General features: G+C 47.8%; 15 protein-coding genes. 7 read left to right on the forward strand and 8 right to left on the reverse strand.

The genetic code is table 11. The features are described 5' to 3' along the window. Positions 1–7 precede the first annotated feature (7 nt). From ACN5NT_RS03090 to rpmH, 5 genes are all read right to left on the reverse strand, one after another. Entirely contained in the window at positions 8–952 is a 945-nt protein-coding gene (locus ACN5NT_RS03090) for a protein jag (RefSeq protein ID WP_136795129.1), read from the reverse strand. A 76-nt stretch (positions 953–1,028) separates the two neighbouring features. Beyond that, a complete protein-coding gene (gene yidC, locus ACN5NT_RS03095; RefSeq protein WP_419174482.1) occupies positions 1,029–2,681 on the reverse strand; it encodes a membrane protein insertase YidC in 1,653 nt (550 codons plus the stop codon). Between the two features lie 74 nt (positions 2,682–2,755). After that, positions 2,756–2,956, reverse strand: a complete 201-nt coding sequence (gene yidD, locus ACN5NT_RS03100) for a membrane protein insertion efficiency factor YidD (RefSeq protein ID WP_228721527.1) — start codon at positions 2,954–2,956, stop codon at positions 2,756–2,758. 28 nt (positions 2,957–2,984) lie between these two features. Further along, a complete protein-coding gene (rnpA, locus tag ACN5NT_RS03105; RefSeq protein WP_228721406.1) occupies positions 2,985–3,341 on the reverse strand; it encodes a ribonuclease P protein component in 357 nt (118 codons plus the stop codon). A gap of 10 nt (positions 3,342–3,351) precedes the next feature. Beyond that, on the reverse strand, positions 3,352–3,489 hold the full coding sequence (gene rpmH / locus ACN5NT_RS03110; protein ID WP_136795133.1) for a 50S ribosomal protein L34: 138 nt from the start codon (positions 3,487–3,489) through the stop codon (positions 3,352–3,354). Between the two features lie 313 nt (positions 3,490–3,802). On the opposite strand from rpmH, the gene ACN5NT_RS03115 reads away from it, so the two are divergent. Genes ACN5NT_RS03115 through lgt form a run of 3 tightly spaced genes read left to right on the forward strand, consistent with a single transcriptional unit; the run spans position 3,803 to position 7,379 of the window. Further along, on the forward strand, positions 3,803–4,639 hold the full coding sequence (locus tag ACN5NT_RS03115) for a class I SAM-dependent methyltransferase (protein WP_136795134.1): 837 nt from the start codon (positions 3,803–3,805) through the stop codon (positions 4,637–4,639). A 43-nt stretch (positions 4,640–4,682) separates the two neighbouring features. After that, on the forward strand, positions 4,683–6,569 hold the full coding sequence (gene mnmG, locus ACN5NT_RS03120) for a tRNA uridine-5-carboxymethylaminomethyl(34) synthesis enzyme MnmG (RefSeq protein WP_419174483.1): 1,887 nt from the start codon (positions 4,683–4,685) through the stop codon (positions 6,567–6,569). Positions 6,570–6,575: 6 nt separating this feature from the next. After that, on the forward strand, positions 6,576–7,379 hold the full coding sequence (lgt, locus tag ACN5NT_RS03125; RefSeq protein ID WP_136795136.1) for a prolipoprotein diacylglyceryl transferase: 804 nt from the start codon (positions 6,576–6,578) through the stop codon (positions 7,377–7,379). A 30-nt stretch (positions 7,380–7,409) separates the two neighbouring features. Here lgt and ACN5NT_RS03130 read toward each other — a convergent pair whose 3' ends face one another. Continuing rightward, positions 7,410–7,682 carry an HU family DNA-binding protein gene (locus tag ACN5NT_RS03130; RefSeq protein ID WP_136795137.1) on the reverse strand — a complete coding sequence of 91 codons (273 nt, stop codon included), beginning with the start codon at positions 7,680–7,682 and terminating at the stop codon, positions 7,410–7,412. Between the two features lie 301 nt (positions 7,683–7,983). Next, entirely contained in the window at positions 7,984–8,652 is a 669-nt protein-coding gene (locus ACN5NT_RS03135) for a response regulator transcription factor (protein WP_136795138.1), read from the reverse strand. A 344-nt stretch (positions 8,653–8,996) separates the two neighbouring features. On the opposite strand from ACN5NT_RS03135, the gene ACN5NT_RS03140 reads away from it, so the two are divergent. The 4 genes from ACN5NT_RS03140 (at position 8,997) to ACN5NT_RS03155 (ending at position 15,248) form a co-directional block, all read left to right on the forward strand. Next, a complete protein-coding gene (locus tag ACN5NT_RS03140; RefSeq protein WP_136795139.1) occupies positions 8,997–9,599 on the forward strand; it encodes a carbonic anhydrase in 603 nt (200 codons plus the stop codon). Positions 9,600–9,638: 39 nt separating this feature from the next. After that, positions 9,639–11,801: a SulP family inorganic anion transporter gene (locus ACN5NT_RS03145; protein ID WP_136795140.1), complete on the forward strand. Its 2,163-nt coding sequence runs from the start codon at positions 9,639–9,641 to the stop codon at positions 11,799–11,801. A gap of 181 nt (positions 11,802–11,982) precedes the next feature. Beyond that, entirely contained in the window at positions 11,983–13,410 is a 1,428-nt protein-coding gene (gene nhaD / locus ACN5NT_RS03150) for a sodium:proton antiporter NhaD (RefSeq protein ID WP_419174484.1), read from the forward strand. Between the two features lie 35 nt (positions 13,411–13,445). Continuing rightward, the gene (locus ACN5NT_RS03155) at positions 13,446–15,248 is read left to right on the forward strand and encodes a YgiQ family radical SAM protein (RefSeq protein WP_419174485.1); all 1,803 of its coding nucleotides are present in this window, start codon (positions 13,446–13,448) and stop codon (positions 15,246–15,248) included. A 72-nt stretch (positions 15,249–15,320) separates the two neighbouring features. On the opposite strand, the gene ACN5NT_RS03160 is transcribed toward ACN5NT_RS03155, so the two are convergent. Continuing rightward, a complete protein-coding gene (locus ACN5NT_RS03160) occupies positions 15,321–16,256 on the reverse strand; it encodes a polysaccharide biosynthesis tyrosine autokinase (RefSeq protein ID WP_419174486.1) in 936 nt (311 codons plus the stop codon). Positions 16,257–16,284 lie beyond the last annotated feature (28 nt).

Below are 16,284 nucleotides of genomic sequence, written 5' to 3' on the forward strand. Positions count from 1 at the left end.
AGGCAGCTTACTCATCACTTGTGGGTTTTGCCCCGTTTTTTCCATTCCTGCCTTTGCGACCACCGCGATTACCGCCTTTCTTGCGGCCGCCACGTCCGGCTTTCCCAGGTTTGTAGATAAGGATTTTTTTGAAGAGTCCGTCTCCAACAGATCGGCTGCGAACTTCTTTGTCTTCCTGGAGTACCATATGTATTTCGCGGCGTTCGGAAGGGTTAAGTGCCGGAAGAACCTGGGTTTTGCCTGTCTCCTTGACTTTAGCAGCATACTCTACGGCTTTCTGCTTGAGTTCTTCAAGCCTGCGCTCACGGAAACTACCGACATTGACCTTGATCCGAAGTCGCTCCGGACACTGTCTTGCCACCATTTTGCGGAGCAGGTATTGAATGGAGTCTAAGGTTTTGCCTTCCGGACCTGCGAGCTCCTCTTCAAATTCACCGCTGACATTGCATTCAACAGCAAGCCCTTCATTGGAAACCGCAACCTCTGAGGGATACCCCATCTTCTCAAGTAATTGTACAAGCTGAGCCTTGACAATTGCAACACTCTGAGCGCTTGCTTCAGTCTCGGCCTCTGCCTCTGCCTCCGCCTCTACTTCGATTTCAGCGGATTCGCTTTTTTCTTCGACCGGGATAGCTGCTTTCGCAATTGGCTCAGCATCATCAACGGATTGAGTTTCATCAGCCACAGACTCTTCAGCGTGTTGCTCCTCAACCGTCTCTTCAGGCTCAGGCTGTTTTGCTGAAGAGATCGCATTCGCGAAATCTTCATCGACATCCTGCTTTAAGGAAACTCGAATTTTGGCCTTTCTGCGAATAAGCCCAAAAATCCCATTTGATCCCGTTTCCAATACCTCGATATCAAGCATTTCCTGTGGAACGTTTAAGGTCTCACAAGCTTTCTTTATTGCGTCTGTAACTTCTTTTCCGAAAAAGTCTTTTTTTTCACCAGACATTGCTTCTCTCTGCTTTTAGGTTTCTCAGCTACCGCGATCCGATCTCATCATGAGATCGGATGCGAATTTGCCGGAATCAGGCTGCCTTTTGCGCCACTTCGCGGTTGATCAACTGCTGCTGGAGAATCGACAACAGGTTGTTGACAAACCAGTAGAGTACCAGACCAGAGGCAAAATTGAGAAACATAAAGGTAAAGATCACCGGCAGGAACATCAGAATTCTTGCCTGAGTCGGGTCAGCTGTCGTTGGGGTGAACTTCTGTTGAATAAACATGGAAGCACCCATCATCAATGTCAATACTGGAATACCGTGCAGGTATGGAATATCGAAACCAATCCACAATCTGTCTGGCGCCGAAAGGTCGTTAATCCAGAGCATGAACGGCGCATGGCGAAGCTCAATACTCTGCAACAGGACCTTATAAAGTGCGAAGAATACCGGGATCTGTAACACCATTGGCAGACAGCCGCCCAGTGGATTGACCTTATAGGTCTTGTAGAGGCCCATCACCTCCTGATTCATCTTGGTTGGATCATCCTTGTACTTCTCTTTGATCTTCACCATCTTCGGCTGAAGTTTCTGCATATTTTTCATCGACTTCATACCCTTTTGGGTAATTGGCCAGAAAACTGCCTTGAAGAGAACGGTCACCAGGATGATGGCAATACCGTAGTTATGAACAAATCCGTAAAAGAAGTTCAACAACCAGAGGGTTGGACGGGCGATAAAATCAAAGAATCCGAAGTTTACAGCCTTCTGGAGATTGTGCCCGATCTCCTCCATCACCTTCACTTTTTTCGGTCCGTAGTAGATTCCGTAACTATAGGTCTTCTCGGCTCCTGGCTGAAGCGTGTCCAGATCTCCGGACAATGTGGTGACAGTAAGCTCTTCATCACCTTGCATATGGTAACTGGTGCCGATCCCTTCATATGGGATAATGGCCCTTACGAAATAATGACTGCCGTAACCTGCCCAATCAAAATTACCCTGCAGGGTCATCGGGCCGTCTTTGTACTTCTTGACCTTCACCTCATTGAGATCGCCATTGTGATAACTGGTCGGCCCACGGAAGAGAAAGCCATCAGCCGGACTACCGGTTTTCAGGAATGGAGTGTTGACTTGCTGCAACTGCGGCATTCCCTGAAGAACGCTGCCGCTGGTATTTCGTACAGTCACCGCGAGATCGAACAGATAACTGTCCTTGGCGAAAGTGTAGGTACGGGTAATAACAAGACCTGCTCCGGCATCAGCTTCCATCACCAGACGGGCCTTGCCATCGCTGAAAGTCACGCCCTCGCTGGTGGCCTTGTAGAGCAGATCCTGACCAACCGCGCCACCCCAGGAAAATTTCAGTGGGTAGCCAGCCGCATCGCTGGAATTGACGAGCTCTTCTCCCGGAGCATTTTCTTCCATTGTATGGAAGTGCTCTTTCAATGAGATCCGCTTCAGCGCGCCACCATTTTCTGTAAACACTGCAGTATACAGATCGGTGTCCACAGTGATATCCCTGGCCTCAGGATGCATTACAACCGGCTGAACCGGAGTAACCATTGCCGGCGCCTGTGTCTCTTGTGGAGTTGCTATTTGCTGGCTACCATCAACTGCGGTACCTTCCACCTGGGTCACAACCTGAGTCTGCTCAGGCTCAAACCCGACAAAAAAGTACTGGTAACCAAACAATATGGCGAAAGATAGAATTACTGCCAATATGGCTCTTTGGATATCCATGTGCTTACCGATTGAATTTACGCCACAGAAATGATCCCGTGGAATGGAAGTTAAATAAGTGTGGCGGCAACCGCTTAGCGCAGAGGATCATAACCGCCTCTCGAAAATGGATGGCAACGCAGTATACGACGAATGCCGAGATATGTCCCCCGTATCGCACCATATTTCTTTAGTGCCTCGATTGTGTACGCAGAACACGTGGGAGTAAAGCGGCAGCTGGGGGGAAGTAATGGGGATATCAAATATTGATATCCGCGAACCATCCACAAGAGCATAATCTTGGGAATCTGAGATATTCTGATCTCAGCTTTCATGTATTGCTCTCCACTTGCGGGTCAGTGGTTCAACCGCTTTACTGATGGAAAGGGGAGAGGTGAATGCGAAGTCAGGCCTGACTGCAAATACGATATCGGCACCGGACGGATAGAGTTCCCGCTCCAAGCGGAACGATTCTCGAATTATCCGTTTGATGCGATTTCTCCTGACAGCACCCCGAATTTTCCGGTTTACACTGATCCCGATCCGGCTGTACCCCAGGTCGTTTGGACAACAGATGAGAGAAAATCCCTTGCCGTGCAAACGTTTGCCCTGGTCATATACCCTATTGAACTCCCAGCCTTTGCGTAGCTGAGAGTCCTTGGGAAATGAAAGTTTTTTCAAAAAAGCTCGGTTATGCGGACAAACGTTTACGACCGCGCGCTCTGCGAGCATTAAGAATTGCACGTCCTGCGCGAGTTGCCATACGGGCACGAAATCCATGGGTGCGACTACGTTTGATGTTGCTTGGCTGAAAAGTACGCTTGCTCATAATTCACTTCCTCTTGTACTAATCCGTGCGCTGCACGGAGTATTCTAAAATTTCCCAGGCCTTTGTCGAGCTCTTTAAATCTGTACATCCTTGATTTATAAGAGCTTGCCTCCCCAATAGCGTTATGCCCAAATTTTATCCGGGGATTTAAAAATCACAAAAGATGAATATTAACCACAGAAGTCACAGACTGTCAAACATTTTCACCTGTCAGGAACACCTCGTCTTGCATAGAACAGTCCGCTATGATACTTTCAGGCGAAATACATGATCTATCGCGTCTCCTGAGTTCAATTGCTTCGGTATCCTCCACATGACAGACTTTGCTAATTATACATATAACGACCTCGACTGGAACCTTCTCTGGCAAAACGCCCGTGACAAAAGAGGCTGGTCCAGCAAAGGCCCATCGGATTGGGATAAAAAATCTGCGTCATTTGCCTCGCGCAACAGCGACTCCCCGTTTACCAGTCTGCTTTTGCAACATTTGCCGCTTACGCCTGAAACAACTGTACTTGATATCGGTTGTGGTCCTGGCACTCTGGCTATCCCCCTGGCCAGAAAAGTCTGTTCGGTAACGGCCATCGACTTCTCACCCGGTATGCTCGATATCCTGCAACAAAACGCCCGAAAAGAACAACTGAAAAACATCCGTACCATTCAGTGCGCCTGGGAGGATAACTGGCAGCAAAAAAATATCAACGTACACGATATAACAATTGCTTCCCGCTCCCTGAACGTCAAGGACATCTCAGGAGCAATTGACAAACTTAACAGTTACGCTGCCAAATACGTGTTTATAGTAGATCGGATTTCGCCTACCCCGTTCGATCCCGATCTCTACGAGGCCGTGGGCCGAAGCTTTCAGTCCGGCCCCGATTATATCTATACGCTCAATACATTGTATACTAAAAATATACACCCAAACGTCGTAATTATTGAGCTTGAAAAAGAATTACATTTTGAAAGTCTTGACCAGGCCTTTCTCTCGTATAGCTGGATGTTGAAAGACATGAACGATGAAGAGGAGTTACTGGTCAGGCGCTACCTGAATCAAAAGTCTCAGCCCAACGCGGACGGCAGTATAACAATTATCCGTGAGACACCACCGCGCTGGGCGGTGATCTGGTGGAAAAAAAATCAACATTGAACTTGTGCTGAACAGCACTCACTAGGATAAGCAAATAAAATCAATGAACGACTACGATGTAATAGTAATTGGTGCAGGCCATGCCGGTTGTGAAGCTGCGCTGGCCAGTGCCCGGATGGGATGTAATACCCTGGTAACCATTATCAACGCTGATACAATTGGTGCCATGTCCTGCAACCCCGCCATTGGCGGATTGGCTAAAGGTCACCTGGTCCGGGAGATAGACGCTCTTGGTGGTGAAATGGCAACAAATATAGACGCCACTTCTATCCAGTTCAGAAGGCTCAATACCAGTAAAGGACCGGCAGTCAGATCATCCCGGGCCCAGGCTGACAGACTCCTTTACCGGCTGCGAATGAAGTCTGTACTCGAAAATCAGAAAAATCTTACGATCAGCCAGACAGTTGCCGACTCCCTCATCGTAGAAGACAACAGAGTTTGTGGCATCACCACTTCTCTCAATGAAGAGATCCGTGCTGCCGCAGTTATCGTTGCCACAGGGACATTTTTAAACGGTCTCGTGCATATTGGGTTGAAGAATTTTCCAGCAGGCCGTCTTGGTGATTCTCCATCCGTTAAACTTGCTCAGTGGTTTAAAGAGGCGGGTTTTCAGGTTGGCCGGATGAAGACAGGTACCGTCCCCAGGCTTGATGCAAATACTATCGACTATTCAGAACTGGAACCCCAGCATAGTGATCAGCCTCCTGCACACTTTTCCTTTGCCTCTTCAGGACGCTATACTCTGCCTCAGCTCCCCTGCCATATAACATATACCAACGAAACAACACATGAGGTTATCAGGCAGGGAATTGATCAGTCCCCGATGTACACCGGCATAATAGAAGGCATTGGCGCAAGGTATTGTCCTTCCATCGAAGACAAGGTTATGCGCTTTCCGGAAAAGCTCAGACATCAGGTTTTCCTTGAGCCGGAAGGTCTCGACACCACAGAAGTTTATCCCAACGGGTTACCCACCAGTCTCCCTCTCAATACGCAGATTGCCATGATCCGCTCAATCAAAGGTCTTGAAAATGCAAAGATTATTCGACCTGGCTATGCTATTGAATATGATTACATTGATCCGCTTGAACTTCGCCCATCACTTGCCACCAAACGCTTTGATGGCCTTTACCTTGCCGGTCAGATCAACGGCACCTCCGGTTATGAGGAGGCTGCTGCACAGGGTTTGATGGCTGCCATTAACGCCGTGCGCTATGTTCGCGGAGAAGAACCATTCATTCTTGATCGTTCTGAGGCATATATAGGTGTACTCATAGATGACCTTGTAACCCTCGGGACTAAAGAGCCTTATCGTCTCTTTACCTCAAGAGCCGAATACAGACTTTTGCTGCGCGAAGACAACGCAGATCTCAGGCTTTGCCAGAAAGGATTTGACATAGGTCTGCTTGACCAGGACCGTTACCAGCATTTCATTGCCAAACAGGCTGCCATCCAGGAAGGACTTGAACTGCTCAAAACTGAAACGGTACGACCAACCAGTGAAATAAGCGATGCACTGGTCGAACTTGGCAGCACCCCGGCTAAACAAAAATATTACCTTGCCGACCTCCTTAGAAGGCCTGAAATTGATCTGCATAAACTTGCCCAACTCCCCTTGGCCGATTTGGTACAGCAAAGGCTGGATAATCTTGCCGCCTCTAATGTCTGCGACGAAATCCAGCTTGAGATCAAATTCCAGGGGTATATTGACCGCCAGCGTGAACAGGTTGAACGATTCAAGAAAATGGAAGCGGTCAAACTGCCTGAAGAACTCGACTACCAATCGATGTCAGGACTTTCCAATGAGGTTGTGGAAAAGTTGAGTACAATCAAGCCACTCTCGCTCGGCCAGGCTTCACGCATTTCCGGAGTAACGCCTGCAGCAATATCAGTTCTCCAGGTGCATCTCCGGCGCCGCAGACACCAATAATACACAATGCTCACCTACCCAGAAATCGATCCGGTTCTATTCAATATCGGCGGTCCCTTCCAGGTCCGCTGGTATGGACTCATGTATGTGCTTGGCTTTATTGCTACTTACATCCTGGTGCGGCACCAGATACGCCGCTTTGGCTACAATGAACTCTCAGAGCACTTTGAAAATCTTAATTTCGTTCTCCTGCTTGGAGTTGTACTTGGTGGCAGGCTTGGCTATATCCTTTTCTACAATCTTGATTTTTACCTGGAAAATCCTCTTCAGATGCTTGCCCTTACCTCCGGTGGCATGTCCTTTCACGGTGCATGCATCGCCCTCATCGGGGGGGCCTGGATTTTCACCAGGAAAAACAAGATCGATTTCTGGAAAACAGCCGATCTCTATGCTGCAACGATCCCGATTGGTCTGGGCCTTGGTAGAATCGGCAACTTTATCAATGGTGAACTCTTCGGTCGCACAACTGAAGTCCCCTGGGGGATGGTATTCCCAGGCGGTGGTCCCTTACCAAGACATCCATCCCAACTCTACGAGTCACTGCTTGAGGGCCTTGTATTGTTCATCATCCTCTGGTCACTGAAAAGCAAACCATGGCGAGGCCTCAAAGGATGGCCACACGGTTCGATCCTCTCGCTTTTTCTCATAGGTTATGGAGTCTTGAGATCGTTAGTGGAGCTGGTCCGAGAACCGGACCAGCAAATCGGTTATCTGTTTGCTTCTTTTACCATGGGGCAACTTCTCAGTTTTGCCATGATTTTCACAGGTATGAGCATTTGGCTGTATCGTTCACACCTCACCAGAAGCTAACAGATTCGATTCAATTCAAATAAGGCAGGCTTACTGAACTTTTTCACACAGACGCTTGCCTGGTTTGAATTTCACAACGTTGTGCGCAGGAATGATAATAGACTGTCCGGTCTGGGGGTTACGCCCTTTCTGGGCAGCGCGCTCAACGACCTTAAATGAGCCAAAGCCAACAAGTGTGACACGCTCACCACGCTCCATGGCTTCCACCATGTTCTTAAGTACGATGTTCAGCGCTTTCTCAGCCTGGACTTTGGTAATTCCCCTGGTCTCCGCTATTGCCGCAACCAACTCCCCTTTGTTCATCGTGTACTCTCCTTTTTCCCCTCAAGAAATCTGAACTTCGTTCAATAAACACAAGCATTATTAATGGGTTCAGAGGAAAATACAATTGAGACAATTACCTGTTTTTCGCTAGGTACATATACCTAGTACACCTTCAACTTTCCTATACTTTTATAATAATATCAATTAATTAAGCAAATCAACAGCAGCAACAACATACCTACTGCATGCAAAAAAAAATGAAAAATTATTGAATTAGTAACATTTCCGCATCAATTATTTGTGTTTCACTTCACCAATATTACAACTATTTCGTTTAATCCTAATATTTGACAGGGGTGACAAAGCCGTTTCGCACGGCAAAATTCACCAGGTCGACGCTATTCTTCATCTGAAACTTACGAAGCAAACTTGAGCGATGGTGGTCGACGGTTCTCGGGCTCAGCCCCAGATTGTCCGCCATCTGTTTGCTGGTATAGCCGTCAACGACGAGTTGGAGTATTTCCTTCTCCCGTTTTGTTAACTGCTGAAAAGGACTTTTCCTTTCTCCTCGATAGGTGTTGATAACATCATCTGCAAAATCCTCAGCAATAAATGGCGAAATATAACTCTTCCCTGATTGGATTTTACGGATAGCGATCAGCAACTCCTCATCAGAATCGTCCTTTACCATATACCCGTCTGCACCTGCAGTCATTGAATGATAAAAATACTGTTTGCTTTTGTGCATGGTCAAGATGAGAACTTTCACCCATGAGCACTTCGCCTTGACCTGGCCCACAGCCTCCATGCCGCCAATCTTCGGCATACTTATATCAAGTATTACAAGATCAACCGGTTGCCTATCAAGGAGCTCCAGCAATTCTTCTCCGTCTCCGACTTCCCCAACAACTTCAAGGTCATCATTTTGAGAAATAATATTCTTAATTCCATGCCTGATCAGTACATGATCATCTGCCAGGACAACCCTATAGGGATGAGTCTCAACCATTTAATTTACCTCTGTCACCTAACATCAATTCATCACACCAGAGCCTGAATGACGCTATAATAGAACACGCTGTAGTGCCCAGTTTTTCCATTGTTTTATTCAATATGCTATGAATATCTCATAATAATCTTATTTACTAACAAAAATATTACCAATCGTGCATATGTGCGCTATAAGCGGACTATTTTTCTTGACTTTCTAGCACAGAGCGCTTTGATTAGTGTCTCCAAATATAATGGGAAAATAGAACCTGCTGATGGTCGCAAACTTTTATGCACGTGTAGAGCCTAGGCTCTTTGAAGTTTATATAGTTTTTGAACTTGAAACCTTAAAGGAGATTTACCATGGGAAACGAACCTATTAAACGCCCCACGGCAAATGAAGCACTGCAGATTTTGAAGGATGGAAATCAGCGATTCATGAACGGTGTCCCCGAGCACCCGAATCACAACGAGGAAGTACGCCAACTACTTTCTAAAGGCCAGGCTCCGATTGCCACGATCCTGACCTGTGCAGATTCCCGGGTTCCGCCGGTCAACATTTTTGACCAGGGACTTGGCGACCTGTTTGTTGTACGTGTTGCCGGAAACGTCATCGGTGATCACTCACTTGGGAGTATTGAGTATGCAGTCGCGCATCTCAACACCAAACTCGTTATTGTAATGGGGCATTCCAGTTGCGGTGCAGTAGCCGCGGTAGCTAGCGGTACAGCGCTCGAAGGCCACATCAACTCTGTAGCACCCGCTATCCAGACCGCATTGAAGAAGGTCCGGGAGGACAGTACAGATGTTGTTAATGATGCATCAAAAGAACTCGCCTGCCATATCGCCCAGAAGATAGCCGAATCGGAGCCGATAATCTCCGACAGGGTACAAAACGGTGATGTGCTTGTAATTCCGGCTTATTATGAACTGGAAACAGGAAAAGTCTCTTTTTACGACGCTTGATGCAAACATTAATTTGACATTTATTATTTAGGGTTACCAATGAACATCATTCTTAAATTTTTCCCTTTCCTGTCATGGTTTAAAGACTATGACGGCGGCAAGTTCAAGATTGACCTTCTTGCTGGTATTACCGTTGCTCTCGTTTTAATTCCCCAGTCGATGGCCTACGCACAGCTGGCAGGTCTGCCGGCATATTATGGTCTTTATGCAGCGTTTCTACCTCCTATGGTTGCAGCGCTTTTCGGCTCGAGTCGCCAACTTGCAACCGGCCCCGTTGCTGTCGTTTCACTCATGTCAGCAGCTTCTCTTGAGCCGCTCGCCACTGCAGGATCGGCAGAGTTTATTGCCTATTCTGTCGCGCTAGCACTCACAGTTGGTATCTTCCAGTTCTCCCTTGGCGTGCTTCGCTTGGGGCTGGTGGTGAACTTTCTCTCGCATCCTGTTGTAAACGGTTTTACCAATGCTGCGGCGATTATTATCGCCTCTTCTCAGTTCTCCAAATTTTTCGGGGTGTATGTCGATAAGGCAGAGCACCATTACGAAACCCTCATCCGGGTTGGAGAAGCTGCCATTGATTACACTCATATCCCAACCCTTATCTACGGCATAACGGCTGTTGTTATCATGGTTGGCCTGCGCAAGATCAACCCACGTATACCTAACGTGCTGATCGCTGTTGCAATCACTACAGTCTTTTCCTTCTTCACCGGCTTCAACAAGGATTCCGTGGTCGATGTAAGTGCCATGAAGGCTCCTGGTCTGGCTGAAACGATCACCGAATTCAACGGTGTCATCAGCGATATCCAAACACTCGGTGAGGAAAGGGCAGCTGTAGGGCTCCAGGTTGACGAGGAAAATCTAAAGGAAAGCTCAGGGCATGGGCAATCTATCGATATTATTCGTCTAGAAAGCCAGATCGCCATTCTCACTTCCGAAATGGCCGAACTTAAGCACAAAGCCAGCACCATCAGGGAAGGACTGCGCTACATGAAGTTTGAAGCAGTAGAAACTGATGGCGCGTACACTTTTTATCCCAAGGATAATGTCCCTTCAGACGTTACCACAGATGGCGGCACCTGGAGAATCAAGGTGGGTAACAACGTCCTGGATGCTGCCCAGATCAAGGTCATGGGCGGTGGCGCCATTGTCGGTAAAATCCCTGAAGGATTACCAACACTGTCTGTACCTGAGCTCGACTCAAAGACCTTTTTCAAGCTTCTGCCAACCGCAATTATCATCTCTTTGCTCGGTTTCATGGAGGCAATCGCCATCGCCAAGGCAATGGCTGCCCAGACCGGCCAGAAACTTGATCCGAACCAGGAACTTATTGGTCAGGGTCTTGGTAACATCCTTGGTTCCATCGGCTCCAGTTACGCAGTCTCCGGTTCGTTCTCACGTTCCGCTGTAAACTTGCAGGCCGGTGCCGTCTCTGGTATTTCTTCGGTCGTTACCTCATTGATGGTTGTTATCACCCTGTTGTTCTTTACCCCGCTCCTCTACCATCTGCCACAGGCTGTTCTGGCGGCGGTTATCATGATGGCGGTAATCGGCCTTGTCAATGTAAAGGGCTTCGTCCACGCCTGGAAGGCACAATGGTATGACGGGGCAATCTCAGTACTGAGTTTCCTTATAACCCTGTATTTCGCACCACACCTCGATAAAGGCATCATGGTCGGTGTTGCACTCTCCATGACTGTATTTCTTTATAAGTCCATGAGACCGGTGGTTGCCAGCCTGTCCATGAACGAAGAAAAAGTACTCAAGAGCGCTGAGCACTTCCGCTTGAAGGGTTGCCGCCATATTGCTGTAGTACGGTTCGACGGTGCTCTTTTCTTCGCTAATGCCAGTTATCTCGACGAACAGGTATTGAAATTTCGTACCGATCAGCCTGATCTCCGTTACATTCTGCTTGATGCCCGCGGTATCAACGATATGGATGCTTCTGGTGAGGAGGCGCTTGAGATGCTCGTCAAACGGGTACGCAGTGCCGGTCTCGGCTTTGCCATGTGCGGAATCAAGGGCCAGGTTATCACAGTAATGGAGCGTACCGGCCTGCTCGCCAAGATTGGTGAAGATGAGATTTTTGCTGACAGCAAAGCCGCTGTCGCCGCGTTAATCGACCGGGTGCACACCAACACTGACCTCCCTGAAAAAGGTTGTAAGAGCTGTCCACTGACACAATATATACCTGCTGAAAGCTAATTTTCAGCCAACTCTCAATCGATCTATTGGGCCGCATTTTCTCGCTATTTATAGAAAATGCGGCCTTTTTTCTTCAACTCCTCTTTCCGGCATTGCTTGTCAACAATATCTTTGACTGTTATAGTAGCCCCGTTATCAGTTTTACTGTTTTGGCACCCCACTACAATTGAAGGATCTACCAATGAAAAGGCTATTGTTTATTACGGCTTTTATGGCATCGCTGTGCGGAACTGCATATGCAAGTGCCGGAGCCAGCAGTTCGCATATTGATGTTGCTGCATTGACCACTTCCGCTTTAGGAATCTTTTCGCTGCTTCTCTTTGTTTCAGCGTATGCGCTCGTCATATTTGAAGAGCAACTTCATTTACGTAAATCCAAGCCCGTTTTGCTGGCTGCCGGTGTCATCTGGATATGTGTCGCTATCACCTACTCAGCCCTGGGAGACACCCATAGCGCTGAAGTCGCTATTCGCCACAATTTGCTGGAGTACGCAGAGCTTTTTCTCTTTTTGCTCTGTGCCATGACATACATCAACAGTATGGATGAGCGAAATGTCTTTCAGGCTCTCCGTTCCTGGCTGGTCGGCAAAGGCTTTTCCTTCAGGGTGGTCTTCTGGGTGACCGGCTTGCTCTCTTTTTTCATCTCTCCCATTGCAGACAACCTGACTACAGCTTTGCTTATGGGCGCTGTTGCCATGGCCGTTGGTGGCAGTGATAAGAAGTTCGTCACCCTGGCGTGTATCAATATCGTCATCGCCGCAAATGCAGGCGGTGCCTTTTCACCCTTTGGTGATATCACCACCCTTATGGTATGGCAGAAAGGCAAAGTTCAGTTCGCTGAATTCTTTGCTATTTTTATCCCATCGGTCGTCAACTGGCTTGTTCCCGCAATTTTCATGAACTTTGCAGTCGCCAACAAGCAACCCAAAGCATCTGGTGACACTAAAACCATGAAACTCGGTGCCAGGAGGATTATTATCCTGTTCCTTCTAACCATCGCCACTGCGGTTTCTTTCCACAACTTCCTGCATCTACCACCCGCAACCGGCATGATGCTCGGACTTGGTTACCTCGGTTTCTTCTCGTACTACCTTAAAAAGAAAGAACATCGTAATTATGATGTCGATGATAACCCGTTAGCGCATCAAACGTACAAGACCCAGCCGCATCCTTTTGATCTTTTCAGAAAGATCGCCCGTGCAGAATGGGATACCCTCCTTTTCTTCTACGGTGTAATTCTCTGCGTAGGCGGTCTTTCACAGTTTGGTTACCTTGCTATGGTGTCCAATTTCCTGTATCACGATCTTGGTGCCACCACAGCCAATGTTATGGTTGGTATATTGTCAGCCATTGTCGATAACATTCCGGTAATGTTTGCAGTACTGACCATGGATCCAACAATGTCTCACGGCCAGTGGCTTCTTGTCACCCTCACCGCCGGAGTAGGCGGCAGCCTGCTGTCAATTGGCTCCGCTGCTGGTGTTGCACTCATGGGAAGCGCTCGCGGAATTTACACTTTTGGCGCTCATTTAAAATGGACTCCTGTAATTGCTCTTGGGTATGCAGCTTCAATCGCTGCTCACCTGCTGATCAATGCCGGACATATGTAGATTTTTATTTAAACTTTTTTTTTCTGGCAGTACAAATGACTCCTCTCAAGTTGCAACCATTACCAGCCTCCTGGGAGGAGTGCATTCAGCGTGGATGGGACAGCATTGATATTCTCCTTGTTACCGGAGACGCATACATTGACCATCCGTCTTTTGGTGTAGCCCTTATTGGCCGTTTTCTTGAACATTACGGTTATAGAGTGGCCATCCTGTCCCAGCCTCGATACGACTCTCCCAGTGACTTCCAACGCTTCCCTGCTCCTAACTTATATTGCGGAATTACTGCAGGTAATCTTGATTCCATAGTTGCCAACTACACAGGTAACGGTAAAGTTCGAGAGACCGATGCCTATTCACCCGGTGGAAATGGATGGCGCTCCAAGGAGAAAAACAAGAACAACAGGTATCGCCCGGATCGAGCATCGCTGATTTATGCCAATCTGGCTCGATCCTGCTATAAAGATACGCCAATCGTTCTCGGTGGGCTTGAGGCCTCCCTTCGCAGGTTTGTTCATTATGATTACAAACAAAACAGGATAAGAAGCTCTTTTCTGACAGACGCCAAGGCTGACCTGGTCGTTTATGGGATGGGGGAACATGCAGTTCTTGATATAGCTCGAAAATGCCAATCGGGAAAACCGCTGCAGGGAATTTACGGTAGCTGTGAGAGGCTCACTGAAAACGAGCTTAACAGGCGCTTTGCAGGTTGGTCCGCACCAGACTCCAATGACTTTCTGGTGTTACCTTCTTTAACTGAGATTCAGGGAGACAAGAAATTATTTCTGGATGCTGAGCTTGCTCTGGATAAACACTCCCGGGCCGGATCAGATAAAATAGTACTGCAAAAGCAACAGACCCATTGGGTTGTCCAGCACCCTGGCGCGAAAAGCCTCACAGTTAGAGAACTCGATTCGTTGTATGAGCTTCCATACACGAGATTGCCACATCCGCAATCACCTGATGTTCCCGCTTATCGGATGATCAAGGATTCAGTCACCATCGTCCGTGGTTGCTCTGGTAACTGCTCGTTTTGTGCCATAACCAGGCATCAGGGTGCTACCATCCAGAACAGGTCGGTTGAATCGATTACCAGGGAATGCAAAACGCTGGCCGCCTCACCTTCTTTCAGCGGCACCATCAGCGATCTGGGAGGTCCTACCGCAAACCTGTACGGGACTTCCTGTGCAATTGGTGGATGTAAGAAAAAGGACTGCCTCTACCCGCAAATATGCAAGCATCTGGTGATTGACGAAGAACGTTTTTTATCTCTTCTTGCGAAGGTCGCCTCCATAGACAATGTCAGGCACGTTTTCATTTCTTCAGGCTTGAGAATGGAGCTTTTATTGCGTACACCTTCACTGCTGCGAGAACTCATCCTACACCATATCCCCGGTACGATGAAAATCGCACCGGAGCACAGCAGCAAAGAAGTGTTAAAGCTGATGCATAAAGAGCCTCATGCTCTCCTGACCAAATTCATCAATCACAGTAGGGCATTGGCAAAATCCTTAGGCAAGAACCTTAAGGTTGTTCCCTATGTGATCAGCTCTCACCCTGGCTGCCGGGATCAGCACGCTACGCAGTTGGCAAATGATATGGGCAAGCTCGGTCTGCCGCTAAAACAGTTTCAGGATTTCACCCCAACTCCTGGCACATTATCGACGGCCATGTATGTAACCGGCCTGAGCAGAATTGACAAAAAACCAATTTATGTAGCCAAAAATTCGAGCGAGCGTATGAAACAACGCAAGCTCCTTGAAGGGAAAAACAGCAACCCGCGAGTCAGGCATAATGACATCCGCGCAACTGCCACCCGAAAGAAAGTGCGCAGGCGTTGAAAATAGCACCTCACCCCGGGTTGGGCGCCGAGATACCATCTTTTTTAGGGAAATTGGTCGCTCTAACAGTCGCTAGTTTTTCTTCGCCTTATAGTAATCACCATACTGAGCGTACCGGTCAAATACTTTCTTTTTGATATATCCTTCTTCCTGCCCGTTAAATACCACACCAATCACTTTTTCTTCACCTATTGAATGAATCATGGCTTTAATCTTCTGCCGGTCAGATTTGCCATAACGCACCACAATGACAACTCCATCCACTTTCCTGGTCAGCACATTGGATTCGGAAGCGACTAAAAAGGGTGCGCTGTCAAAAATAATAAACCGATCCGGATACCTGTCAGACAATTCATCGATCAGTCTGCCCATTCTCTCTGAAGATAAGAGTTCCGCAGGGTTTGCTGGTGGATGTCCACTGGGTAAAACAGAAAGTTTTGACACCGACGTATTCATTAGAATATCCTGAATCTCGACCTTGCCCTGCAGATATTCCGAAAGGCCATTCTCAACCCTGCCACTGATACCAAGCAAACTTGCCACACTTGGCCTTCTCAGATCACAATCAACTAAAAGTGCATACTGATCTAGACCACGCGCAAAGGCGACGGCCAGGTTTGCAGCAACAAAGCTTTTACCTTCCTGTGGCGCACTGGAGGCAATGAGAATTGTTCTGGCACCGGGCTTGCCATCTTCCGGGTGAAGAATAGAGGACCGTAACACCCTGAACGACTCAGCAGATTGGCTGTTTTTCTCCATAACCAAGCGTATTCTCTCATCCCAGTTATCTGCATATCCTGCTTCATCGGTAATATGGCCTCTCTCGACATCACGAGGCGAATCCGTTGTAGGCAACTCTCGCACCATTTCACGGATTGGGACAACGGCATCAAGTTTTTCGCTCTCTGAAACAGCAACTTCCTGCTTTTCCGTTGGCTCCTGAATGTCATCGTCCTTTGCACCCAGATCAACCCCCGCCTTTTTCAACGCATCTGCTATATTACCCATAACCTGTACCTTTGCTTATGTAATGTGT

The sequence above is a fragment of the Desulfosediminicola sp. genome (assembly GCF_048381775.1).
Lineage (GTDB): Bacteria > Desulfobacterota > Desulfobulbia > Desulfobulbales > Desulfocapsaceae > Desulfopila > Desulfopila ganghwensis.